This window comes from Micromonospora sp. NPDC018662 (assembly GCF_044391475.1).
In the GTDB taxonomy this organism is placed as follows: Bacteria; Actinomycetota; Actinomycetes; order Mycobacteriales; family Micromonosporaceae; genus Micromonospora.
Genome location: NZ_JBISAC010000001.1, coordinates 1,056,276 through 1,080,098, shown reverse-complemented (window position 1 = coordinate 1,080,098; position 23,823 = coordinate 1,056,276). Strand labels below are relative to the sequence as shown.

Below are 23,823 nucleotides of genomic sequence, written 5' to 3'. Positions count from 1 at the left end.
AGGTCAGCCGGTCGTTCTCCCTTGCGTAGCACGGCGAGAACGATCAGGACGCAGGTCAGGTCGGGTAGTTTGCGCCACCGTGACCTCACCTCGCGCCGGTGGCGCCGCAGGGCCTGTCCGGCGATCGTCAGGGTCTGGGTCGACAACGGCAACCGGGCCTGATAGACCAGTGCCGGGCCCTCGGCGGGCAGATTGATGTGTGTCACGACCAGCGATCCTCGCCGAGGGCCTCCTTCATGCCTGGACGCCACGCCCGCACACCGGCCCGCACCCGGCAGATGATCACCGCGGAGATCACCACGCCCGTGGTCAGCGACTCGACACCCACCACACCATCGTCAAGACCCCCCGACCAGCACAAACAGGATGAGACAAGCTCCGTGAATCTGCGGCGCTTCTTGACGGGGTGGAGGGGGCGTGGTGCGGTGGATGGATGGGTGAGTATCGGGCGGTCTTCGACGCCGAGGTGGACTTCGTCAACGGTGGCGGCCTGCGCACCGACGGGTTCCGGCTGGACGTGCCCGGCCCCGAGATCACCGACGACGAGCTGGCCGCGTTGCTGGTCCGGCACCTCGGGCTGCTCATGGTCGGCGAGGTGCGGATCAGCAACCGGACCGTCGTCGAGGAGCCGCACAAGGGCGGGCGCGGCACCGCCGTCCCGGCCGCCGACGGGCGACGTCTGGTCGAGCTGAGTCACGAGATCACCGACGGCCTGGTCACGCTGCCCGGCTGGCCGGCGCCGCGGATCACCGACTGGCTCACCCGGGAGACGTCCCGGGAACGGTATGCGCCGGGCGTCGAGTTCCACGTCGGGCGCATCGACATGATCGCCAACACCGGCACGTACGTGGACACGCCGTCGCACCGCTTCGCGGACGGCCCCGACCTGGCCGGGGTGCCCCTGGATCGGCTGGCCGACCTGCCCGGCCTGGTGGTACGCGTCCCCGCCGGGGTCCGCGCGGTGGACCGCCTGCTGCTCGCCCCGTACGAGGTGGCCGGGCGGGCGGTGCTGCTGCACACCGGCTGGGACACGCACTTCGGCACCGACCGGTACGCCGCCGCGGAGGCGCCGTTCCTGACCGGTGACGGTGCTTCCTGGCTGGTCGAGGCCGGCGCGACGCTGGTGGGCATCGACTCGATCAACATCGACGACATGACCGCGGCGGCGGCCGGTGAGCGCCCGGCACACAGCACGCTGCTGGCCGCCGGCATTCCGATCGTGGAACATCTGACCGGCCTGTCCGAGCTGCCACCGAGCGGGTTCCGGTTCACCGCCGCCCCACCGAGGGTGGCCGGCATGGGCACGTTCCCGGTCCGCGCCTTCGCCACCGTCGACGCCTGACCCGCCCCGCCCCCCGCGCCGCTCTGTCCCGCCCCCCACCCGCCAGCTTTCCGTCGATCTTGGAGCTGTGGCCCCACCAATGTCGGCTTCGTGCCGTTATCGCAGGTACCACAACTCCCAGATCAGTAGGACACCCCTCACCCCCGATGAGGTGATCATGAAGCTGACAGCGACGTTGGTCTCCATCGATGCCGTCAACCTCATGATCACGCCCCCTTTCCCGCTCCCACCCCACTTCTTCGGCGTGATCAAGGAGTTTGCGTCGGAGTCGATCTCCGTGGGCGACGCAAACTCCTTGATCACCCGCCCATTCCCGGCCGGCCGGACCACGCTCCTGGCCGCCGGCATCCCGATCGTGGAACACCTGACCGGCCTGGGCGCGCTACCGCCGACGGGTTACCGGTTCACCGCCGAACCGCGTCACTTCATTCCCCCGAAGTAACGGCCGCACCGGCACGCCAACACCCGTCTTCCCGAAGCACCGACGCGGTGAGTGGAACGCCGTGGGTGCCATACGGGAGCCGAGACACCCATGGTGTTCCACTGACCGCCCTCCGACGCGGTGAGTGGAACGCCATGGGTGTCAAACGAGGGCCGAGACACTCATGGTGTTCCACCGAGCGAGCGACAGGGGTGGGGAGTTAGGCGGCGCGGGACAGTGTTGGGTCCAGGCGGCGGAGCAGGCGCTGGGACGCGCGGACCAGCGCGCGGGATGCGGCAGGTCGAGCGGCCACCGCTCGACGTCCGCACCGGCGGAGAACTCGAGTAGCAGACCGACCGGTGACGTGGGGCCGACGTCCGGCCGATGCCGGCCTGGATCACCTCGTCGCCCCGGACCGCCGTGCCGACGAGGCGGGACAGGTGCAGGCCGTTGCCCGTCGGCGCAGCCCGGGCCGCACAGACACCAGGGCGGGTGGGCGTTGTTCGGTAGGTTGCTCATGGGCCGGGGCGTCCTTCCCGGTCAAGGCCCGGGGAGCGGAGTGCCACCTCCGCCCCGGGCCGCCTCATCTGACGACACCCACCCGGTTGCGAGCCAGGGCAAGCAGGCCAGAGCCTGTCGCTCTCCGTCGACATTGTCGACACTGTCGACGTTGTAGACGCTGTCGATTTCCGGTGATCTACTTGGCTCCGCGAGCCAGGGAGTCACCGTGAACACACCAAAGTACGAGCAGGTGGCGTCGGCCATCCGCAACCAGATCAAAGCGGGAACGTTGAAGCCGGGAGATCAGCTACCCACGACGCAGGGACTGATCGAAACGTATGGCGTCTCCTACGGATCGGTCCGCACCGCCTTGCTGATCCTGAAAGCCGAGGGGCTGATCGAGGGCCGGCAGGGCGAAGGCGTGTTCGTGCGGGGTCAGTAGCGCACGGCGATGCGGCGGTCGACGGCGTCGACCCGGATCTCCCCGCCGTACGGGATGATCACCTGTGGGTCGGTGTGCCCGAGGTCGACGTCGAAGACCACCACCGGCTCGTCGGTGTAGGGCCCGAGCGCCCGCAGGATCGCCGCCCGCTGCGCCTCGCCCCAGGCCAGTCGCTCCGCGACGGACAGCGGCCGGTCGAAGTACCACGCCTTGGGCCGGCCGACCACGATCGCCGGGAAGCCGGCCAGCAGGCCGCGCTCGCCCAGGTTCCGCACCATCCGGAAGACCTCCTTGGCCGGCGGCATCTCCTGCGAGGTCTCCAGCAGCAGCACCGAGCCGGCCAGCTCGGCGGCGGACGGCACCCGGCCAGCTGCCGCCAGCCAGTGCACGATCTCCAGGTTGCCGCCCCAGGTGCGGCCCTGCACCACCCGGGCCGGCCCGTGCCAGCGCCAGCCCTCGCCGGGCAGCATCGGTGGCTCCTCGGTCAGCGTCGCCGGGTCGCGCCAGTCGAGCGGCTGGTCGCCCCACTCGGTGGCCGGCGTCAGGTCGTACCAGCCGGTGGTGAACAGCGCGGCGCGCAGCGAGTCGAACGTCAGCGGGTGCGGGCGGCCGGGCCGGCCGAGGTGCACCAGCACCGACCCGCCGTGGAACGCCACGATCCCGAGCCGGTAGAGGTGGTTGAGCACGTTGGTGTTGTCGGAGTAGCCGAAGTAGGGCTTCGGGTTGGCCTGCAGCACGTCGTCGTCGAGGAACGGGGTGACCGTGATCAGGTCGTCGCCGCCGACGGTGGCGAGCACCGCCGTGATCGTCGGGTCGGCGAACGCGGCGGTCAGGTCGCGGGCCCGGTCGCGCGGGTCGGCGCCCATCTGCCGGGTGGTCGGGTACTCCACCGGCACCAGACCCAGCTCGTCGCGGAGCCGGCGCAGGCCCAACTCGTACACGTGGGGGAAGAGACCCGGCAGGCCGGCGGAGGGCGAGACGACCGCGACCCGGTAGCCCGGCTGCGGCTTGGTGGGGTAACGCGGCGGCGTCATGATCCGACGCTATCGGCCCGCACCAGCGATTTTCGGCCATAGGCTGGGCGCGTGGACGACGAGCCGGAGCTGCGGACCCGGGACTGGCTGCCCCGCACGGCGGCGCTGGTGCTCGGCACCCTGGCGCTGGCCAGCGCGTTCATCGCGGCCTACGTCGGCGCGCTGCACAAGCCGGAACCGCGCGACCTGCCGGTCGCCGTGGTGACCTCCGACCAGCAGGCGCAGGCCGTGATGACCGCCGTCCGCGCCCGCACCGACACGATCAAACCGATCGGGTACGACAGCCGGGCCCGCGCCGACGACGGCCTCAACGACCGGTCGGTGTACGCGGTGCTCGGTTCCACCCCCGGCGGCCTGAGCCTCACCACGGCCAGCGCCGGCGCGCCCGCCGCCACCGAACTCGTCACCGACGTGTTCACTCAGGCCGCCCAGCAGGCCGGCGTGCCGTTGCAGGTCACCGACGAGGTGCCGGTGTCGACCGGCGACCCGCGCGGCCTGGTCCCGTTCTACCTGGCGGTCGGCGTGGTGCTCGGCGGCTACCTGGCCTCCACCGCGCTGGGCATCTCGCTCGGCACCAGCCCGCGCGGGCTGCGCCGGGCCGGGCTGCGGATCGCCACGCTCGCGGTGCACTCCATCCTGCTCGGCATCATCGGCGCGGTGCTGGTCGGGCCGGTGCTGGACGTGTTCGACCACGACGTTCCGACCATCGCGGTGGTCGGCGCGCTGGCCGCGTTCGCCGCCGGGATGGTCGCGGCGGCCGTGCAGGCGTGGCTCGGGCTGCTCGGCACCGGCCTGGTGATCCTGCTGCTGGTGGTGCTCGGCAACCCCGGCTCCGGCGGCATCTACGCGCCCGAGTTCCTGCCCGCGTTCCTGCGCGGGATGCACCGCTGGAACGTGCCCGGGCTCGCCACCGACCTGCTGAAGTCGGCGATCTACTTCGACTGGCGCGGCGGCGGCTGGGCGCTGACCGGGCTGCTGGTCTGGGTGGTCGTCGGCGTGGTCGGGCTGCTCACCGCCACGGTGTTCCGGGCCCGGCGACGGGCTGCGCGGGCCGGTACGGGACGGCACGCCGCCGTCGACCGATGACCGGTCGGCCCGTCCCAGAGTGCAGATCATCACGCCGTCCCCCTCCTCCGTCCGGGGCCCGCGCGGATACCATCCAGGGGAGTCGGACAGCGCTGTCCTTCGTCCTCGCGTAAGGAGCGCACCCGTGACCGACCAGCACGACCACGACGGCCCCGACGCCGCTCTCCGGGCCGACATCCGCCGCCTCGGCACGCTGCTCGGGCAGACCCTGGCCCGCCAGGAGGGCCGCCCGCTGCTCGACCTGGTCGAGGAGATCCGCGCCCAGGTCCGCTCCGACGCACCGGCCGCCGCGCAGCGTCTTGCCGGGCTCGACGTCACCACCGGCACGAAGCTGGCCCGCGCCTTCTCCACCTACTTCCACCTGGCGAACATCACCGAGCAGGTGCACCGCGCCCGCGACCTGCGCCGCCGCCGCGCCACCCACGGCGGCTGGCTGGACCAGGCGGCCAAGATGATCGCCGAGCGCGGCGTGCCGGCCGAGGAGATCGCCGCCGCGGCCCGCCGGCTGGCCGTCCGCCCGGTCTTCACCGCCCACCCCACCGAGGCGGCCCGCCGGTCCATCCTGTCCAAGCTGCGCGCGGTCGCCGACGAGCTGGACGCCGAGACCGCCAACGCCATCCTCTACGGCGCCAGCGACGAGGGCCCGGCCAACCGCCGTCTCGCCGAGCTGCTCGATCTGATGTGGCAGACCGACGAGCTGCGGCTCGACCGGCCGGACCCGACCGACGAGGCCCGCAACGCCATCTACTACCTGCGCGACCTGCACGCCGAGGCCGCCCCGCAGGTCCTCGACGACCTGGCCGACACGCTGCGCACGCTCGGCGTGGAGACGTCGCCGACGGCCCGCCCGCTGACGTTCGGCACCTGGATCGGCGGTGACCGCGACGGCAACCCGTTCGTCACCCCGACGGTCACCCGCGAGGTGCTGCGCATCCAGCACGAGCACGGCATCGAGGCCACCGAGAAGGCGATGGACGAGCTGATCAGCGAGGTCAGCGTCTCCCGCCGGCTGCGCGCGGTCTCGCTCGACCTCTCCGCCAGCCTGGCCAAGGACCTGGACGCGCTGCCCGAGGTGGCGCCCCGGTTCCGCCGGGTCAACGCCGAGGAGCCCTACCGCCTCAAGGCCCGGTGCGTGAAGGCGAAGCTGGCCAACACCCGGGAGCGGCTGCGCGCCGGCACGCCGCACGTGCCGGGCCGCGACTACCGGGGTTCGACCGAGCTGATCGCCGACCTGGAGCTGCTGCGCGCCTCGCTGGCCCGCAACTCCGGGCAGCTCACCGCCGTGGGGCGGCTGGCCTCCACCATCCGTACGGTCTCCGCGTTCGGGCTGCACCTGGCCACCATGGACATCCGGGAGCACGCCGAGAAGCACCACGAGGTGCTGGCGCAGCTCTACGAGACGGTCGGCGAGGTCTCCGACTACCCGTCGCTGACCCGGCTGGAGCGCACCAAGCTGCTCGCCGACGAGCTGACCGGCCGCCGGCCGCTCTCCACCCAGGACAGCCCGCTCACCGAGTCGGCCCGCAAGACGTTCGACGTGTTCTCCGCGATCCGCGAGGCGCAGGACCGGTTCGGTCCCGAGGTCATCGAGTCGTACATCATCTCGATGACGCTGGGCGTGGACGACGTGCTCGCCGCGGTGGTGCTGGCCCGCGAGGCCGGCCTGGTCGACGTGCAGAGCGGGCGGGCCCGGGTCGGCATCGTGCCGCTGCTGGAGACTCCGGCCGAGCTGAACGCCGGCGGTGAGCTGCTCGACGAGCTGCTGTCGCTGCCGGCCTACCGGGCGCTGGTCGCGGCGCGGGGCGACGTGCAGGAGGTGATGCTGGGCTACTCCGACTCGAACAAGGAGGCCGGCATCACCACCAGCCAGTGGTCGATCCACCGGGCCCAGCGCGCGCTGCGTGACGTGGCCGCCCGGCACGGCGTACACCTGCGGCTGTTCCACGGCCGGGGCGGGACGGTCGGTCGGGGCGGCGGCCCCACGCACGAGGCGATCCTGGCCCAGCCGTACGGCACGCTGGACGGCGCGATCAAGGTGACCGAGCAGGGCGAGGTCATCTCCGACAAGTACACGCTGCCGGCGCTGGCCCGGGAGAACCTGGAGCTGACCGTGGCCGCCGTGCTCCAGGCCACGCTGCTGCACACCGCGCCCCGGCAGCCGGCCGAGATGCTGGAGCGCTGGGACGCGGCGATGGACGTGGTGTCCTCCTCCGCCTTCCGGTCCTACCGGTCGCTGGTCGAGGACCCGGACCTGCCGGCCTACTTCTGGGCGTCCACGCCGACCGAGCTGCTCGGCGCGTTGAACATCGGCTCCCGGCCGGCGAAGCGGCCGAACACCGGCGCCGGCCTGTCCGGCCTGCGCGCCATTCCGTGGGTGTTCGGCTGGACGCAGACCCGGCAGATCGTGCCGGGCTGGTTCGGCGTCGGTTCCGGGCTGGCCGCCGCGCGGGAGGCCGGGCTGGCGGACGTGCTCGCCGAGATGAACCGGAACTGGCACTTCTTCCGCACGTTCCTGTCGAACGTCGAGATGATGCTGACCAAGACCGATCTCAGCATCGCCCGCCGCTACGTGGAGACGCTGGTCCCGAAGCCGCTGCACCCGATCTTCGCCAAGATCGAGGAGGAGTACGAGCTGACCAAGCGGGAGGTGCTGGCGGTCACCGCCTCGCCGGCCCTGCTGGAGAACTCGCCCGTCCTCCAGCGCACGCTCGCGGTGCGGGACACCTACCTGGAGCCGCTGCACCACCTTCAGGTGGCGTTGCTGCGGCAGTATCGCGAGTCCGGCGCCGCCGGGCGGGCGGTGGCGACCGCGCCGGGCGGCCGGCGCGCCCCGAACGACGGTACGGCGCTGGAGCGCGCGCTGCTGACCACCGTCAACGGCATCGCCGCCGGCATGCGCAACACCGGCTGAGCGGTAAGGAGGGGCCCCCGCTTAACGCATTCTGCATAGGCGGGGGCCCCTTTTAACACCAGCGGCGCGGGCTACCAGTCGCCGCCACCGAAATCGCCGCCACCGAAGTCCCCGCCGAAGTCGCCGCCACCGAAGTCGCCGCCACCGAAATCGCCCTGGCCGCCGGCGTAGTCGCCCTGGCCGCCGACGTCGCCGCCGCCCGGGTCGCCGTAGTCCTGGCCGTCGCCGAACCCGTCCTGGAAGCCCTCCTGGTAGCCGGACTCGTAGCCGTAGCCCGGGTCGGCGAACGCGGGCGAGAAGAGCGCGTCCGCGATCAGCATGCCGCCGAGCACACCGGCGCCCGCGCCCAACGCGGTCTTCCACCACGGCGTCGAGTACCAGCCGGCCGGCACCGGCCGGCCCTGCATGTGGCCGCCGGGATAGTAGTAGGGCGTGTGGTTGCCCGGCTGCGGGCCGGCCCGGAACGTCTGGCCCTGCACGTTCACCTCGCGTTCCCTGGTGAGCTGCCCGACCCCGCGCGCGGCGGCCAGCGGCGGCAGCTCCGGGCCCGGGTCGATGCCCATCGCCGTCCGCGCCGCCCGGATGTACGCCAGCCCTTCCAGCGCGGTCTCCCGTGCCAGCGCGAACTGGTGCGGGGTGCGCGCCTGCTCGAGCTGCGAACCGGCGGCGTTGTAGCGCTCACCCGCGTCGGCCAGCGCCTGGCGCACCGCCGGCAGGTCACCGTGCAGGTTCATCAACTGGCCACCGAGCCGCTCGTACCAGCGCTGCGCCTCGGCGCGCGCGTCCGCCAGCTCGTTCGCCCGTCGGGACCTGCTCCCCCACCGCCAGAACACGAACGCACCTCCGAGCATCAGGATCAGGAACAGCCACAGGGCACCTTCCATGACCTCGAACGTACCCAGCGCGCGCACGTCGTACCCGTTTGGCAAGCTCTTCGGCATGAGCTTCTCGACGCTGGCCGTGGTGGTGCTCTGCCTCGCCGCCGGCGGCGCGGTGGGCTGGCTGGCGGCGCGGGGCCGGTCGGCGGCCGAGGTGGCCCGGCTGGAGGCGACGCTGGCGGCCACCCGGGAGGGCGAGGGGCGGCTGGAGCAGTCCATGCGGGCGCTCAGCTACGAGGCGACCGCGCAGTCCCAGGAGGCGGTGGCGCGCGCGGTCGCGCCGCTGCACGACTCGCTGCGCCGCTACGAGCAACGCGTCGCCGAGCTGGAGCACGACCGGGTCGACGCCTACGCCGAGCTGCGTGAGCAGGTGCGCGCGATGAGCACGGTCTCCGGTGAGCTGCGCACCGAGACCAAGCAGTTGGTCGCCGCGCTGCGCGCGCCGCAGGTGCGGGGTCGCTGGGGCGAGCACCAGCTCCGGCGGATCGTCGAGGCGGCCGGCATGCTGGAGCACTGCGACTTCAGCGAGCAGGTCACCGCCGCCACCGACCACCAGGGGGTCCGCCCCGACCTGGTGGTGCGGCTGCACGGCGGGCGCACGGTGGTGGTCGACGCCAAGGCGCCGTTCGACGCCTACCTGACCGCGATGGAGGCGCGCGACGAGCGCGGGCGCGACACCCAGCTCGACGCGCACGCCCGGCACCTACGCGCCCACGTGGACAGCCTGGCCGCCAAGTCCTACTGGACCGCCTTCGACCAGACGCCCGAGTTCGTGGTGCTGTTCGTGCCGGCCGACCCGTTCCTCGACGTGGCGTTGCAACGCGACCCCTCGCTGCTTGAGCACGCGTTCGCCCGCAACGTGGTGCTGGCCACCCCGGCCACGCTGGTGGCGTTGCTGCGCACGGTCGCCTACTCCTGGCGGCAGGAGGTGCTGGCGCGCAACGCGGCCACCGTCCACTCGTTGGCCCGCGAGCTGTACGGGCGGCTGTCCACGCTGGGCGACCACGTCGGCAAGCTGGGCAGTTCGCTGAGCGGGGCGGTGACGGCATACAACCGGGCGGTCGGCTCGCTGGAGGCCCGGGTGCTGGTCAGCGCGCGCAAGCTGGCCGAGCTGGGCGTCTCCGGCGACGAGCTGGCCACCCCGGCCCAGGTCGAGCTGGCACCCCGGCAGCCGCAGGCGCCGGAGCTGTTGAACGGCCCGTCCACATCGGCCGAACGGCCGGCAGGCATCGACGTCTAACACGGTCGGCGTGACGATGACGGCCGATCCTTGTCACGGAGTGGTCACAAACCCATTCCCGGTAGTGACACGACTCGACGCGACACGAAGGATCTGCGTCACACGCGCCCTGTCCCTCGAAGGGCCCTGTTCTCTGGAGGAAGAGAACGTGAGTCAACCCCGCAATCGGAGCCGGCGTCCCTCCGCCGCGCTCTTCGCCTCGGTCCTCGCGGCCGGGGCCATGACCGTCGGGGGTGGCGCCGCAACCGCGAGCGCGGCCCCTGCCGCCCCCCAACCCTCGCAGCCGACCGCCGCGAAGGCCCTGGGCGCCCACGACGCCAAGCTGCTCGACGCGGCCGAGGCGAAGCACGCGCCGACCGTCACGATGATCATCGCGGCGAGGAAGGGCTCGGCCAAGAAGGTCGTCGACGGCCTGACCGGCCTCGGCGCCACCGTCAGCCAGCGGTACGACCAGGTCGGCTACGTGCTGGCCAAGGTGCCCACCGCCAAGGCGCTCAAGGCCGCCACGCTGCCCGGCGTCGCCGCCGTCGACCTCGACGAGACCATCACGCTCCCCGACCCGGCCCCGGAAGCCGCCCCGAACGGCGCCAAGGCCGCCGAGCAGGGTGAGACGCTGGCCGGCCCCGGTGCGGACACCGGCGCGGTCAACCCGTACATGCCGACCAACGAGACCGGCGCGGAGGCGTTCAAGGCCGCCCACCCGGAGTGGGACGGCCGCGGCGTCACCATCGGCATCATGGACTCCGGTGTGGACCTGAACCAGCCGGCCCTCCAGCAGACCACCACCGGCGAGCGCAAGATCGTCGACTGGGTCACCGCGACCGACCCGCTCGAGGACGCCTCCTGGCGTCCGATGACCACCGAGGTCACCGGCCCGTCGTTCAGCAACTCGCTGGGCACCTGGACGGCGCCGGCCGGCACCTACAGGTTCAACGTGTTCCGCGAGAACATCACCGCCGGCAGCGACGCGCGGGGCGACGTCAACCGGGACGGGGACACCACCGACGCCTGGGGCATCCTCTACAACCCGGCCAACGGCGACATCCGCGTCGACGTGAACCAGAACAACGACTTCACCGACGACGTGGTGATGCGGCCGTACAAGGAGAAGTTCCAGGTCGGCCAGTTCGGCACCGACAACGCGGCCACCGCCGTACGGGAGCAGATCCCGTTCGTGGTCGAGTACCGGCGCAACGTCGACACCACCCCGGTCGGCGGTCCCGGCCTGGTCGACTACGTCAACATCGGCATCGTCGAGAGCACCCACGGCACGCACGTCGCCGGCATCACCGCCGCCAACGACATGCTGGGCAACAGCGCCTTCGACGGCGCCGCCCCGGGCGCCAAGCTGGTCTCCGCCCGGGCCTGCTCGTGGGGCGGCGGCTGCACCGCCGCGGCGCTCACCACCGGCATGGTCGACCTGGTGATCAACCGCAAGGTCGACGTGGTGAACATGTCGATCGGCGGCCTGCCGGCGCTGAACGACGGCGCGAACGCGCGCGCCGTGCTCTACAACGACCTGATCAACACCTACGGTGTGCAGCTGTTCATCTCGGCCGGCAACTCCGGCCCGGGCCTGAACACCGTCGGCGACCCGTCGGTCGCCACCGACGTGGTCAGCGTCGCCGCGAACGTCAGCAAGGACACCTGGCTGGCCAACTACGGCTCGGTGGTCCGCAAGGACAACTGGCTGTTCAACTTCTCCTCCCGCGGCCCGCGTGAGGACGGCGGCTTCAAGCCGAACATCACCGCCCCCGGCTCGGCCATCTCCACCGCGCCGACCTGGCAGGCCGGCGGTCCGGTGCCGGAGGCGGGCTACCCGCTGCCCCCGGGCTACCAGATGCTGAACGGCACCTCGATGGCCTCGCCGCAGGCCACCGGCGCCGCCGCGCTGCTGCTGTCCGCCGCGAAGGCGACCGGCACCGGCGTCACCCCGGCCGCGCTGCGCCGGGCCGTCTACACCTCGGCCAAGCCGATCGCGGACGTCCCGACGTACGCCCAGGGCTACGGCATGGTCAACGTGCCCGACGCGTGGAGCCTGCTCGCCGCCGGCGTGCAGACCCGCACCTACACCTCCGAGGCCGCGGTCTGCACCGAGCTGTCGCCGAACCTGACCCGCTACGACCGGGCCTCCGGCACGTTCGTGCCGAACCCGAACGTGGGCACCGGCGTCTACAACCGCTGCGCCGCCGACCGGGGTGGGCAGAAGGCCAAGGAGGGCCGCTACTACGAGGTCAAGCTGACCCGCACCAGCGGCCCGAACAAGGGCGTCAAGCACCTGGTCGACTTCCGCGGCAACGACGGCACCTGGACCGCCCCCAAGGAGGTCTGGCTGCCGCTCAACTCGACCGTCACCGTCAAGGTGAAGGCCAAGCCGATGACCGTCGGCGCGCACGGCGCGATCATGACCGTCGACGACCCGGCCACCTCGGTGGTCGACTTCGAGGTCGCCACCGTCGTGGTCGCCTCGAACGCGGTGACCGGCCCGGCGTACTCGTACTCGGCCAACGGCTCGGTCGAGCGGAACGGCTTCACGTCGTACTTCGTGACGGTTCCGCAGGGCGCGGGCGCGCTCCAGGTCAACCTGTCCGGCATCGCCACCGGCTCGCAGACCCGGTTCATCGCCATCAACCCGTACGGCGTGCCGGTCGAGAGCACCGCCAGCACCGCCTGCTACACCAACTTCTCCGACGCCGCCGCCTGCAAGCCGCAGGAGCGCGACTACCAGAACCCGATCCCGGGCGTCTGGGAGATCGAGGTGGAGGCGCGACGCACCTCGCCGGCGCTGGACAACCCGTTCACCATTCAGGCCCGCGTGCAGGGCGTGCAGGTGGAGCCGGCCGTGGTCGAGCTGCCGTCGGTGACCGCCGGCACGCCGGCCCCGGTGAGCTGGAACCTGACCAACACGTTCGGCCCGGTCCAGGTGACCGGCGTCGGCGGCCCGCTGTCCAGCGTGCGCGCCGAGCGGCCGACCATCACCGAGGGCGCCACCCAGGAGTACACGGTGGACATCCCAGCCGGGACCACCTCGTTCTCCGCCCGGATCGGCAACACCGCCGACCTCGGTGCCGACCTGGACCTGTACATCTTCCGGGGCACCACCGAGGTGGGCCGCTCGGCCGACGGCGACTCGGAGGAGGCCGTCACGCTGGCCAACCCGGTGGCCGCCACCTATCGGGTGGTCATCGAGGGCTACGCGGTCGCCGCGGGCGGCACGGCGTACGACTACCGTGACTCGTTCGCGTCCCCGGCGCTGGGTTCGCTCTCCGCGCCGGCCACGCCGCTGTCCCTGGCCAACGGCGCCACCGCCACCCTCACCGGTGCGGTGACCGCCCTCTCCACCCCGGCCGCCGGCCGGGAGCTCTTCGGTGACATGGCCGTCACCACCACCGAGGGCGCGGTCGTCGGCCGCGGTTCGGTGGAGATCCACGCGGTCAACTAGCCGCTGTCACGACGGGAGCCCCGTCCCCCTTCCCGGGGGGCGGGGCTCCTGCCGTACGCGGGTCAGGCGGGGCGGGCCGACTCGACCACGAACGGGGTGCCCTGCTGGCAGGTGGTCATCATGCCCGGCTCGGGACGACCGGTGACCTCCACCTTGGCGCCGGCCTTGAGCAGGTCGCGCGGGCCGCCGACCAGCAGGTGGTCGTCGAGCAGCAGGCAGTTCGGCTCGACGCCGGCGCGGATGGTGCCGCTGAGCGTGGTGCCACCGACGCCGGGCGGCGTCGACGGGCCGCCCTTCCAGGTCGGGTTGGGGCGGCTCGGGCCGGTGCTGGGTACGGGGTCGGGCTGGCTGGTCACCGGGGCGGCTCCCGTCGGGCTCGGGCTGGGGCCGACGGGCTCGTCACCCGGGCCGGCGCAGGCGGTCAGCGCGACACCGGTGAGCAGGGCGACGAGCGCCGTCCGAGGAGTCTTCATGGTCGGTTGGACGCGTGGGACGCCGGATCCGTTCCCGGTCAGCCGCGCGCCGCCGCGGCCTTCATGTCGCGCTTGAGCTCCTGCGGCAGTGAGAACGTCAGCCGCTCGTCGGCGGTGGTGATCTCCTCCACGTCGACGAAGCCGCGCTCGGCCAGGTGCGCGAGCACGTCCTGGACCAGGTCGTCCGGCACGCTCGCGCCGGAGGTCAGCCCCACGGTGCGTGCGCCGGCCAGCCAGGCGTCGTCGATCTCGTGGGCGAAGTCGACCAGGTGGCCGGCGCGGGCGCCGGCGTCCAGCGCCACCTCGACCAGGCGGACCGAGTTCGAGGAGTTGCGCGAGCCGACCACGATCACCACGTCGCACTCGGGGGCGATCTCCTTGACCACGTGCTGGCGGTTGGAGGTGGCGTAGCAGATGTCGTCGCTGGGCGGCGACTGGAGCAGCGGCAGACGCTGCTTGAGCCGGGCCACGGTCTCCAGCGTCTCGTCGACCGAGAGCGTGGTCTGGGAGAGCCACACCACCTTCTCCGGGTCACGCACGGTGACCTGGTCGACGCTGTCCGGGCCGTCGACGAGCTGGATGTGGGCGGGGGCCTCGCCGGCGGTGCCGATGACCTCCTCGTGCCCCTCGTGCCCGATGAGCAGGATGTCGTAGTCCTGCTGGGCGAACCGCCGGGCCTCGTGGTGCACCTTGGTGACCAGCGGGCAGGTGGCGTCGATCGCCTTCAGCGAGCGCTCCTTGGCCTGCTCGTAGACCTCGGGGGCGACGCCGTGGGCGGAGAAGATGACGGTGGCGCCCTCCGGCACCTCCTCGTTCTCCTCCACGAAGATCGCGCCCTTCGCCTCCAGCGTGCGCACCACGTGCTTGTTGTGCACGATCTGCTTGCGGACGTAGATCGGCGCGCCGTAGAGCTTCAGCGCCTCCTCGACGGTCTGCACCGCCCGGTCCACCCCGGCGCAGTAGCCGCGGGGCTTGGCCAGGAGCACGCGCTTGCCGGTCCGGGGAGTCGTCTCAGCGTCAGTCACCCGACCATCGTACGTGCGCCGGCAGCGCCGTCGCCTGGCCTGTCGGGCCCGGGCCGTAGGGTGGGCGGGGTGAGCACGGGTGAGGTGGGCCGGAGCACGCCCCAGGACCGGAGCACGCCCGAGGAGCCGTGGCCGGTGCGGGTGGTCAGCCAGAAGGTCGGCGCCTGGATCGCCCGGCTCGGCTGGGTGTGGGTCGACGGCCAGGTGGCGCAGATCAGCCGACGGCCCGGCGCGGCCACCGTGTTCCTCACCCTGCGTGACCCGTCGGCCGATCTCAGCCTGACCGTCACCACCAACCGTGACGTGCTCGACGCGGGCGCGCCGGAGCTGCGCGAGGGCGCCCGGGTGGTGCTGCACGCCAAGCCCGAGTTCTATGCCGCGCGGGGCACGCTGAGCCTGCGCGCCGACGAGATCCGCCAGGTCGGTCTCGGCGAGCTGCTGGCCCGGCTGGAGAAGCTCAAGAAGCTGCTGGCCGCCGAGGGGCTGTTCGACAGGTCCCGCAAGCGGCGGCTCCCGTTCCTGCCGGGCCGGGTCGGCCTGATCACCGGGCGGGCCTCGGCGGCCGAGCGCGACGTGCTGACCAATGCCCGCCGCCGCTGGCCGGCGGTCGACTTCCGCACCGTCAACGTGGCGGTGCAGGGGTCCGGCGCGGTGCCCGACATCGTCGGCGCGCTCAAGGTGCTCGACGCCGACCCGACGGTCGACGTGATCGTCATCGCCCGCGGCGGTGGCGGCATCGAGGATCTGCTGCCCTTCTCCGACGAGGCGCTGTGCCGGGCGGTCTTCGCCTGCCGCACGCCGGTGGTCAGCGCGATCGGCCACGAGACCGACGCGCCGCTGCTCGACTACGTGGCCGACGTCCGCGCCTCCACGCCCACCGACGCGGCGAAGCGGATCGTGCCCGACCTGTCGGAGGAGGTCCGCCTGATCGGGCAGGCCCGGTCCCGGCTGGAGCGGGCCGTGCGCCATCTCGTGGATCGCGAGCAGCACCGGGTCGACCTGCTCCGCTCCCGCCCGGTGCTGGCCCGGCCGCGGGTGATGGTCGACCAGCGCGCCGTCGAGGTCACCGCGCTGCGCGACCGCGCCGGCCGGTGCCTGGAGCACCGGCTGGGCGCCGCCGACGACGACCTGCGGCACACGCTGGCCCGGCTGCGTGCGCTCTCCCCGGCGGCCACGCTCGACCGTGGCTACGCCATCGTCCAGCGCGCCGACGGCCACGTGGTCCGCGCGGCGTCCGAGGTGGCCAAGGGCGATCCACTGCGGGTACGCCTCGCCGAGGGCGAGCTGACCGCCACCGTCGACGGCTGATGGAATGGGACCGATGACTGAGAAGACCAAGGACGAGCAGCTCAGCTACGAGCAGGCGCGCGCCGAGCTGGCCTCGGTGGTGGAACGGCTGGAGGCGGGCGGCACCTCGCTGGAGGAGTCGCTGGCCCTGTGGGAGCGGGGCGAGCAGCTCGCCGGCATCTGCCAGCGCTGGCTGGACGGCGCCCGGGACCGCATCGACGCCGCCCGGCAGCGCGCCGAGGAGTAACCAACCGCGATCAGCGTCCGCGCGGGTCCGGCCGAGGGGGCGTGTCCGGCCGAGGGCCGGACGGCTGCGGGCCGGGCCGGGCCGGGCCGGGCCGGCTGAGCATGGCTGGGGCCGGAACCATGTCACCGGAACGCGGTATACCTCAGAGGCATATTTATGCCTCTGAGGTATACCGCGAAAAAGTGCTAGGTGCTCCGGACGACCTCCGGTCAGTTGAACAGGTTGTAGAGCTCCGGCGGCGCCTCGACGACCTGGTCGGCCGGGGGCTTCTGGGCCGCCGCGGCGTTGCCGTAGTCGGTGTAGGTGATCTTCACGTCCTGCGCGGCGCTCTGGCCGGCGGCCGGGATCTTGAGCACCAGCTCGCTGAGCCGGCCCTGCGGGTCGACCTTGGCGGTGAACGGCACCGACTGGGCCTGCGCCCCGAGCGCGGTGATCACGGCCGGGTCGAGCGAGCCCGCCTCGGCGGCCTTCGACACGTCCACGGTGCCCTCGTACGCGCCATCACCGGTCTGCCGGACGTCGGTGACGCCCTGGGTGAGCACCGCACTGCCGGCCGGGTCGACCTTCTCGAAGTCGAAGCCCAGCGCCCGGTTGCCCTTGATCCGGCTCTGGTCGAGGTGCTGGTACTTGCCGGTGTTGAGGTTCTTCACGCCGGGGATCTGGTTGGCGGCGGTGCCGCCCAGCTCCAGCTTGACCCAGCTGTCCGGCTTGGCGTGGACGAGGTCCAGCTTCATCATCAGGTCCGACGACGGGTCGCCGATCGTCATCCGCATCTCGGCGCTCTGGCTGGGCTCGTGCACCTGCCCCTCGGCGGTGGAGCCGGCACCCGTCATGGCGAACCGGAAGTTGCCCTCCCGGATCGCGTTCGTGGAGTCGAGCAGCGCCTGCTTGGCCGCGCTGCCGGACGCCGTGGCGCTGGGGGCGACGCTGCCGGAGGCGCCGGCGCTCGGGGTCGCGGAGGCGTCGGACGTGCCGTTGCCGTTGCAGGCCGCCAGGCCGGGAATGAGCAGCGCCGCGGCGAACGCGGTGGCGCTGAAGCGTCGTATCTTCACGTCAACCTCTCCAGGTGGTCGTCCGGGATCGTGTCCCTTCTGTTCCCTGAAGCGGCGTTCCGCAATCCCGCTCCCCCGACCGGGGGCCGTCAGCGCAGCGAGGTGGCGAGCCGACGCAGCTCCGCCTCCCCGGCGTCGCCGACCACGATCACCGTGCGGTTCGGCTCCAGCAGGACGAGCGCCTGCTCGTTGCCGCGGGCGGTGTACCGCTGCCAGCTCAGCCCGTCCGGCAGGTCGGCCGGACCCTGCGGCTGGCCGTCGCTCAGCTCGGCCGGCAGCAGCTTCTCCGCCGGCACGTTGCTCTCCACGAGCTGCGCGCCCCGGCCTTCCGGGGTCACGTACCCGATCCGCAGCGTGGCGCCGTCCGTCTCGGTCCGGAAGCGGGCGTTGACCGTACGCCAGTCGTCGCCCAGCCCGGAGGGCGCGGCGACCGGGAAGGCGTTGGCCGCGCGGGCCTGCTCCAGCGCCGGCGCCGGGTCGACGGTGACCGGCGAGTCGCCGCCCAGGAAGCCCCGGTAGAACGCGATCAGCAGGGCGATCGGGACCAGCAGGATCAGCAGCGACAGCACCATGTCCTTCGGGGACCGCTCGGAGCGGGCCTTCTCCCGGCCCACGGGCAGCCCGTCCGGCGGGGTGGCGCCGGGCCGCACCGGCGGCTGGCCGTCGGGCGGCGTGGCGTCGGACGGTACGCGGTCGGCAGGCTGTGCGGGTTCCACCCGGCCATTGTCGCAGCCCGACGGGGGAGGTGATCCTGGCCTCCTCCGCCCCGCCGGGGCGGCGAACCTGAGATCGTGTGAGGATCAGCGACAAAACCGGCGGCATCCCCGCCGGTCCACCCCGCAACGTCGCGAGGAGGAGGCCGCCATGACAACCACCGGTACGCGGACGCCCCAGGATCTCGACCGCAATCTCGCCCTCGATCTGGTCCGGGTCACCGAGGCCGCGGCCATGGCCGCCGGCCGCTGGGTCGGCCGGGGCGACAAGGAGGGCGGCGACGGTGCCGCCGTCGACGCCATGCGCAAGCTGATCAACTCGATCCCGATGCGCGGCGTCGTGGTGATCGGCGAGGGCGAGAAGGACAACGCCCCGATGCTCTTCAACGGCGAGGAGGTCGGCGACGGGACCGGTCCCGAGGTGGACGTGGCGGTCGACCCGATCGACGGCACCACGCTGATGAGCAAGGGCATGCCGAACGCGCTCGCGGTGCTGGCGGTGGCCGAGCGCGGCGCGATGTTCGACCCGAGCGCGGTCTTCTACATGGAGAAGCTGGCGGTCGGCCCGATGTACGCCGACGTGGTCGACATCAACGCCGGGGTGGCCGAGAACATCCGGCGGATCGCCGAGGTCAAGGGCACCGACACCGCCGAGGTGACGGTCTGCGTGCTGGACCGGTCGCGCCACGACGACCTGGTGAAGCAGATCCGGCGCACCGGCGCCGGCATTCGGCTCATCTCCGACGGGGACATCGCCGGCGCCATCGCGGCCGCCCGTGGCGAGTCCGACATCGACGTGCTGATGGGCATCGGCGGCACCCCCGAGGGCATCACCGCGGCCTGCGCGCTGAAGTGCATGGGCGGCATGATGCAGGCCAAGCTCTGGCCGAAGGACGACCAGGAACGGGAGAAGGCACTGGCCGCCGGGCACGACCTGGACCGGGTGCTCTTCACCGACGACCTGGTCACCGGCGACAACTGCTTCTTCGTGGCGACCGGCGTCACCTCCGGCGACCTGCTGCGCGGCGTGCGCTACCGGGCCGGTGGGGCGTACACCCAGTCGATCGTGATGCGCTCGAAGAGCGGCACGATCCGGGTGATCGACTCGTACCACCGGCTGGAGAAGCTCGCCCTCTACTCGTCGGTCGACTTCGACGGGCGCCCGCTGGCCGAGCAGGAGTGACCGCGACTCCGACGGCGGGGCCGACGCTGTCGATCGGCCGGCGGATCGCCGGCGTCGGGCTGGCCACCGCCGCCGGCGTCCTGGTGGCGCTCCAGTCCCGGATCAACGGCGAGTTGGGCGTACGGCTGGCCGACGGGATCGCCGCCGCGGTGGTCTCGTTCGGCCTCGGCCTGGTGATCCTGCTGGTGCTGGTCCCGGCCACCGCCGGTGGCCGGCGTGGGCTGGCCGCCCTGCGCGACGCGCTGCGCACCGGCACGCTGCGGCCGTGGCAGTGCCTGGGCGGCGTGTGCGGCGCGTTCCTGGTGGCGACGCAGGGGCTGACCATCGGCGCGCTCGGCGTGGCCGTCTTCACCGTCGCGGTGGTGGCCGGGCAGTCCGGCAGCAGCCTGCTGGTCGACCGCGCCGGCATCGGCCCGACCGGACGGCAGCCGGTCACCCCGAACCGGCTGATCGGCGCGGTGCTCACCGTGCTGGCCGTGCTGTTGGCGGTGGGCGACCGGCTCGGCGACCCGGGCGCGCTGGCGCTGGCCCTGCTGCCGCTGGCCGCCGGGGTGGGCATCGCCTGGCAGCAGGCGGTGAACGGCCAGGTCCGGGCCGCGGCGGACAGCGCGTTGACCGCCACGCTCGTCAACTTCGCGGTCGGCACGGTGGCGCTGCTCGCCACGTTCGCGGTGGAGGTGGCGGTGCGCGGCCGGCCGGCCGGCGGCTTCCCGAACGAGCCGTGGCTCTATGTCGGTGGCCCGATCGGGATCGTGTTCATCGCGCTGGCCGCCGCGCTGGTCCGGTTCACCGGGGTGCTGCTGCTCGGCCTGGCCACCATCGCCGGCCAGATCGTCGGCGCGGTGCTGCTGGACGTGGTGCTGCCGACCGCCGCCTCGCACCCCGGCGTCAACACCCTGCTCGGCGCCGCGCTGACGCTGGTGGCCGTCCTCATCGCCGCCGGGGGTAAGGCGGGGCCCCCGGTTAACGCCTCCGGTAGAGGCGGGGCCCCCGCTTAACCAACGCGTCAGCAGGGGGCCCGGCTAACGCAGAGCCGGGGCGCGCAGGCCGGTGACCATCTCGTCGACGATCCGGTCCAGCGGGGTCGGCTCGATGCCGAGCGTGGCGGTGGCGGCGGTCGAGTCCAGCACGAACGGGCCGGCGAACTGGTGCGCGGTCTCCCGCAGCTCCCGGGCGAACGGGTTGGCCACGCCGGCCGCCCAGAGCAGCGGGTAGGGCATCCGGATCAGCCTCGGTGCCGGCGCGCCGGCCCGGGTCGCCGACCGCTCGGCCAGCTCCCGCATCGAGACCGCCGGCGGGCTGGGCACGTGCCAGGCCCGTCCCCAGGCCCGCGCGTCGGTGGCGGCGGCGACCAGGGTACGGGCGACGTCCTGGACGTACGTCCAGGTGTGCGGCGCGTCCCATTCGACCGGCAGGAACACCCGCCGCCCGGCGAGCACGGCGGGCAGCGTCATCATGGCCAGCGAGGTGCCGCCGACGCCGACGTAGTCGGAGCCGCGTACCTCGGTGACCCGGGCCCGACCGGCGCGATGGGCGGCCAGGGCGTCGGCCCACATCCGGTTGCGGATCCGGCCCTTGGTGCCGGTGGCGGCGAGCGGGGTCGCCTCGGTCATCGGCGCGTCGACCGGGCCGTAGCCGTAGAGGTTGCCGACGGTGGCGAGCACGGCGCCGCTGCGCTCGGCGGCGGTGAGGAGCGCGGCGGCCAGCGGCGGCCAGTCCGTCGCCCACCTGTGGTACGCCGGGTTGGCGCAGTTGTGCAGCGCGACCGCGCCCTCGGTCAGCGCGGTGAGCCGGTCGGTGTCGCCGGCGTCGGCGGCGATCCGCTCGACCGCCGGGTGCTCCGGGCCGGTGCCGCGCCGGGTCACCACGCGCACCCGCTCGCCGCGCTCGGCGAGAAGTCGGGCGGTGGCGGTGCCGACGGGTCCGGCGCCGACGATCACGTGCAGGGCCATGTCAGGTCCACCTTTTCTGAAGCAGTAGTCCGAATGGAGAGCACCGCTCTCGAAGAAGAGCATGACTCGGGGAGCGACGGAAAGTCAAGAGCAGTGCTCTCTCTTTTGATTGCCGCTCTCATCCGTGGCACAGTGGGCGCATGGTCGCTCCCTCGCTCCGCGCCCGGGTCCGCGCCGGGATGATCGAAGAGATCAAGGCGGTCGCCCGTCGCCACCTGGCCACCGACGGCGCGGACCTCTCACTGCGGGCCGTCGCCCGGGACCTCGGCATGGTCTCCTCCGCGATCTACCGCTACTTCCCCAGCCGCGACGACCTGCTCACCGCGCTGATCCTGGAGGCGTACGACGCGCTCGGCGACGCGGTGGAGACGGCCGACGCCGCCGCCGACCAGGACGACCTGCGCGGACGCTGGCTCGCCGCCTGCCGCGCGGCGCGCGCCTGGGCGCTCGCCCACCCCGCCGAGTACGCGCTGCTCTACGGCAGCCCGGTGCCCGGCTACGCGGCCCCGGACGACACGGTCGCGCCGGCCCAACGGCCCCCGATGACGCTGCTCGGCATCCTGCGCGACGGGGTGGCCGCCGGCCGGCTCGACCGGGCGGACGAGGAACTGCCCGAGCCGCTGCGCGGCGACGTGGCCGAGCTGACCGCGCTGACCGGGGTGCCACTGTCGCCCGCGCTGATGGCGCGCGGGATGGCCGGCTGGACGCAACTCTTCGGGCTGATCAGCTTCGAGCTGTTCGGCCGGATCAACCGGGCGTTGCCGCACCGCGGCGAGTACTTCGACCACCAGGTCGCCCTGATGGCCGACCTGGTCGGCCTGCCCGGCGACTGACCTCAGGTGCCGTCGGAGGAGTGGCCGGGGAAGAGATGCGCGGTCGGGTCGATGGCGACCGCCGCGTTGTTGACGGCGGTCGCCGCCTCGCCGAAGCCGGTGGCGATCAGCCGGACCTTGCCCGGATATTCGGTGATGTCGCCGGCCGCGTACACCCGGGGCAGGTTGGTGGCCATGGCGCTGTCGACCAGGATGTGCCGCCGGTCCAGCGCCAGCCCCCACTCGGTGAGTGGGCCCAGGTCGGCGGTGAAGCCGAGCGCGGCGACCACGGTGTCCACCGGGAGCGTCTCCACCGCGCCACCGCGAACGGTCAGCTCGGCGCCGGTGACGCGCTCCTCGCCGTACAGGCGGCTCACCTCGGCGTTGACCACCACCCGCACCGGCAGCGCCCGGACCCGCTCGACGGTGGCGGCGTGCGCGCGGAAGCGGTCGCGTCGGTGCGCAAGCGTCACCGACCGGGCCAGCGGCGCGAGCGTGACCGCCCAGTCGAACGCCGAGTCGCCGCCGCCCACGATGAGCACGTGCCGGTCGGTCAGCTTGACCGGCTGGGGCACGAAGTAGACGATCCCGCCGCCGGTGAAGCTCTCCGCGACCGGCAGCGGCCGGGGCGTGAAGCTGCCCAGCCCACCGGTCACCACCACCGCGCCGCAGCGGAGCTGCTCACCGCCGGCCAGCCCGAGCACCGGCCGGCCGTCGAGGTAGGACAGCTTCTCCGCGCGTACGCCGAGGCGGTAGTCGGGGTGGTAGGGCGCGGCCTGGGCGACCAGGTTCGCGACCAGCTCGCGGCCCTTGACGGCGGGGAAGCCGGCGACGTCGAGGATCAGCTTCTCCGGGTACATCGCGGTGACCTGCCCACCCGGCTCGGGCAGCGCGTCGATCACGGCCACGGAGAGCCCGCGGAACCCGGCGTAGTAGGCGGCGAAGAGCCCGGCCGGGCCGGCCCCGATCACGGCGACATCGACCTCGCGCATGGCGTACCGTCACTTTCGGCCAGGATCAACCCGTGCTGCCGACGGTAGGCGGGCGGGCGGCCGGGATCAAGCACGTCCCGCCGATCGATCAACGCGTCGTCAGGGCAGCGTGACCGGCGGTGACCCGAGTGGGTCCGACATGCGGGTGTCGGCGCGGCGACGGAACAGGATCGCGGCGACCACGCCGCCGAGCAGCCCGAACAGGTGGCCCTGCCAGGAGATCAGCTCGTCGGTGGGAAGGATGCCCAGCAACTGCCAGCCGTAGAGCAGGCCGACCAGCAGCACCACCGCGAAGTTCCACCAGCTCCGCTCCACCACACCCCGGGTGAGCAGGATGCCGAGATAACCGAAGATCACTCCGCTCGCGCCGACCACGACCGAGCTGGGCGAGCCGGTGAACCACACGCCCAGCCCGCTGACCAGGATGATCACCGCGGTGGACCAGAGGAACCGGCGGGTGCCGGCGGCCAGCACGAACGTGCCGAGCAGGATCAGCGGGATGCTGTTGCTGTAGAGGTGGTTCCAGCCGGCGTGCAGGAACGGCGAGAAGAAGACGCCGTCCAGGCCCTGGATCCGGTGCGGGATGATGCCGGCGGTGACGTCGAGGTTGAGCCGCAACCCGACGTCGAGCGCCTCGATGAGGAACAGCACCGGCACGACCGCGCACATGGCGACGAACGCCCGGCCGAGCGACGCGTAGAACGCGTCGGTGCCGAACCGGTGGGGGTCTCCGCCGCGAGGGCTGTCCTGCCAGGTCACCTACCAACAGCTATCAGTAAATGCGGCGGAC

22 protein-coding genes and 1 pseudogene are annotated in these 23,823 nt (G+C 72.7%); 12 read left to right on the top strand and 11 right to left on the bottom strand.

Annotated elements, in window-relative coordinates; genetic code table 11:
* Together ACH495_RS05325 and ACH495_RS05320 are read right to left on the bottom strand one after the other, a co-directional pair.
* Positions 1–206 (bottom strand): annotated as a pseudogene (locus ACH495_RS05325) (hypothetical protein); the annotation flags it as partial.
* Complete coding sequence (locus tag ACH495_RS05320) at positions 203–328, bottom strand: hypothetical protein (RefSeq protein WP_396856472.1); 126 nt, start codon at positions 326–328, stop codon at positions 203–205. The pseudogene ACH495_RS05325 and the gene ACH495_RS05320, both read right to left, overlap by 4 nt.
* Before the next feature lie 105 nt (positions 329–433).
* Here ACH495_RS05320 and ACH495_RS05315 point away from each other — a divergent pair, with 105 nt between their 5' ends.
* The 3 genes from ACH495_RS05315 (at position 434) to ACH495_RS05305 (ending at position 2,706) form a co-directional block, all read left to right on the top strand.
* A complete protein-coding gene (locus ACH495_RS05315) occupies positions 434–1,342 on the top strand; it encodes a cyclase family protein (protein WP_396856471.1) in 909 nt (302 codons plus the stop codon).
* Between the two features lie 157 nt (positions 1,343–1,499).
* Positions 1,500–1,784 carry a hypothetical protein gene (locus tag ACH495_RS05310; protein ID WP_396856470.1) on the top strand — a complete coding sequence of 95 codons (285 nt, stop codon included), beginning with the start codon at positions 1,500–1,502 and terminating at the stop codon, positions 1,782–1,784.
* A gap of 706 nt (positions 1,785–2,490) precedes the next feature.
* Complete coding sequence (locus ACH495_RS05305; RefSeq protein WP_396856469.1) at positions 2,491–2,706, top strand: winged helix-turn-helix domain-containing protein; 216 nt, start codon at positions 2,491–2,493, stop codon at positions 2,704–2,706.
* Here the strand turns inward: ACH495_RS05305 and ACH495_RS05300 are convergent.
* A complete protein-coding gene (locus ACH495_RS05300; protein ID WP_396856468.1) occupies positions 2,700–3,740 on the bottom strand; it encodes a S66 peptidase family protein in 1,041 nt (346 codons plus the stop codon). The two genes, ACH495_RS05305 and ACH495_RS05300, sit on opposite strands and share 7 nt — an antisense overlap.
* Positions 3,741–3,791: 51 nt before the next feature.
* Between ACH495_RS05300 and ACH495_RS05295 the strand changes: the two genes are divergently transcribed.
* Positions 3,792–4,826, top strand: a complete 1,035-nt coding sequence (locus ACH495_RS05295) for a hypothetical protein (RefSeq protein ID WP_396856467.1) — start codon at positions 3,792–3,794, stop codon at positions 4,824–4,826.
* A gap of 124 nt (positions 4,827–4,950) precedes the next feature.
* Positions 4,951–7,737 carry a phosphoenolpyruvate carboxylase gene (gene ppc, locus ACH495_RS05290; protein ID WP_396856466.1) on the top strand — a complete coding sequence of 929 codons (2,787 nt, stop codon included), beginning with the start codon at positions 4,951–4,953 and terminating at the stop codon, positions 7,735–7,737.
* A 71-nt stretch (positions 7,738–7,808) separates the two neighbouring features.
* On the opposite strand, the gene ACH495_RS05285 is transcribed toward ppc, so the two are convergent.
* Entirely contained in the window at positions 7,809–8,621 is an 813-nt protein-coding gene (locus ACH495_RS05285; RefSeq protein WP_396856465.1) for a hypothetical protein, read from the bottom strand.
* A 55-nt stretch (positions 8,622–8,676) separates the two neighbouring features.
* Between ACH495_RS05285 and ACH495_RS05280 the strand changes: the two genes are divergently transcribed.
* Together ACH495_RS05280 and ACH495_RS05275 are read left to right on the top strand one after the other, a co-directional pair.
* Entirely contained in the window at positions 8,677–9,855 is a 1,179-nt protein-coding gene (locus tag ACH495_RS05280) for a DNA recombination protein RmuC (protein ID WP_396856464.1), read from the top strand.
* A gap of 148 nt (positions 9,856–10,003) precedes the next feature.
* Positions 10,004–13,297: a S8 family serine peptidase gene (locus ACH495_RS05275; protein WP_396856463.1), complete on the top strand. Its 3,294-nt coding sequence runs from the start codon at positions 10,004–10,006 to the stop codon at positions 13,295–13,297.
* Between the two features lie 62 nt (positions 13,298–13,359).
* Here ACH495_RS05275 and ACH495_RS05270 read toward each other — a convergent pair whose 3' ends face one another.
* Both ACH495_RS05270 and ACH495_RS05265 read right to left on the bottom strand, forming a co-directional pair.
* Positions 13,360–13,770: a hypothetical protein gene (locus tag ACH495_RS05270; protein WP_396856462.1), complete on the bottom strand. Its 411-nt coding sequence runs from the start codon at positions 13,768–13,770 to the stop codon at positions 13,360–13,362.
* A 38-nt stretch (positions 13,771–13,808) separates the two neighbouring features.
* Positions 13,809–14,795, bottom strand: coding sequence for a 4-hydroxy-3-methylbut-2-enyl diphosphate reductase (locus ACH495_RS05265; RefSeq protein WP_396856461.1), 987 nt, complete (start codon positions 14,793–14,795; stop codon positions 13,809–13,811).
* A gap of 69 nt (positions 14,796–14,864) precedes the next feature.
* On the opposite strand from ACH495_RS05265, the gene xseA reads away from it, so the two are divergent.
* Together xseA and ACH495_RS05255 are read left to right on the top strand one after the other, a co-directional pair.
* On the top strand, positions 14,865–16,103 hold the full coding sequence (gene xseA / locus ACH495_RS05260; RefSeq protein ID WP_396856460.1) for an exodeoxyribonuclease VII large subunit: 1,239 nt from the start codon (positions 14,865–14,867) through the stop codon (positions 16,101–16,103).
* Positions 16,104–16,116: 13 nt separating this feature from the next.
* Complete coding sequence (locus ACH495_RS05255; protein WP_396856459.1) at positions 16,117–16,329, top strand: exodeoxyribonuclease VII small subunit; 213 nt, start codon at positions 16,117–16,119, stop codon at positions 16,327–16,329.
* A gap of 209 nt (positions 16,330–16,538) precedes the next feature.
* On the opposite strand, the gene ACH495_RS05250 is transcribed toward ACH495_RS05255, so the two are convergent.
* On the bottom strand, positions 16,539–17,381 hold the full coding sequence (locus ACH495_RS05250; protein ID WP_396856458.1) for a hypothetical protein: 843 nt from the start codon (positions 17,379–17,381) through the stop codon (positions 16,539–16,541).
* Positions 17,382–17,470: 89 nt separating this feature from the next.
* Positions 17,471–18,097, bottom strand: coding sequence for a DUF4245 domain-containing protein (locus tag ACH495_RS05245; protein ID WP_396856457.1), 627 nt, complete (start codon positions 18,095–18,097; stop codon positions 17,471–17,473).
* A gap of 148 nt (positions 18,098–18,245) precedes the next feature.
* Between ACH495_RS05245 and glpX the strand changes: the two genes are divergently transcribed.
* Together glpX and ACH495_RS05235 are read left to right on the top strand one after the other, a co-directional pair.
* Positions 18,246–19,277, top strand: a complete 1,032-nt coding sequence (gene glpX, locus ACH495_RS05240; protein WP_396856456.1) for a class II fructose-bisphosphatase — start codon at positions 18,246–18,248, stop codon at positions 19,275–19,277.
* On the top strand, positions 19,274–20,275 hold the full coding sequence (locus tag ACH495_RS05235) for a DMT family transporter (RefSeq protein ID WP_396856455.1): 1,002 nt from the start codon (positions 19,274–19,276) through the stop codon (positions 20,273–20,275). Before glpX ends, ACH495_RS05235 begins: the two co-directional genes overlap by 4 nt.
* A gap of 24 nt (positions 20,276–20,299) precedes the next feature.
* On the opposite strand, the gene ACH495_RS05230 is transcribed toward ACH495_RS05235, so the two are convergent.
* Complete coding sequence (locus ACH495_RS05230; protein ID WP_396856454.1) at positions 20,300–21,229, bottom strand: NAD-dependent epimerase/dehydratase family protein; 930 nt, start codon at positions 21,227–21,229, stop codon at positions 20,300–20,302.
* A gap of 140 nt (positions 21,230–21,369) precedes the next feature.
* Between ACH495_RS05230 and ACH495_RS05225 the strand changes: the two genes are divergently transcribed.
* Complete coding sequence (locus ACH495_RS05225) at positions 21,370–22,062, top strand: TetR/AcrR family transcriptional regulator (protein WP_396856453.1); 693 nt, start codon at positions 21,370–21,372, stop codon at positions 22,060–22,062.
* Positions 22,063–22,064: 2 nt separating this feature from the next.
* Here ACH495_RS05225 and ACH495_RS05220 read toward each other — a convergent pair whose 3' ends face one another.
* On the bottom strand, positions 22,065–23,033 hold the full coding sequence (locus ACH495_RS05220; RefSeq protein WP_396856452.1) for an NAD(P)/FAD-dependent oxidoreductase: 969 nt from the start codon (positions 23,031–23,033) through the stop codon (positions 22,065–22,067).
* A gap of 99 nt (positions 23,034–23,132) precedes the next feature.
* Positions 23,133–23,792 (bottom strand): rhomboid family intramembrane serine protease, encoded by a 660-nt coding sequence (locus ACH495_RS05215; protein WP_396856451.1) that lies wholly within the window; start codon positions 23,790–23,792, stop codon positions 23,133–23,135.
* Positions 23,793–23,823: the final 31 nt, after the last annotated feature.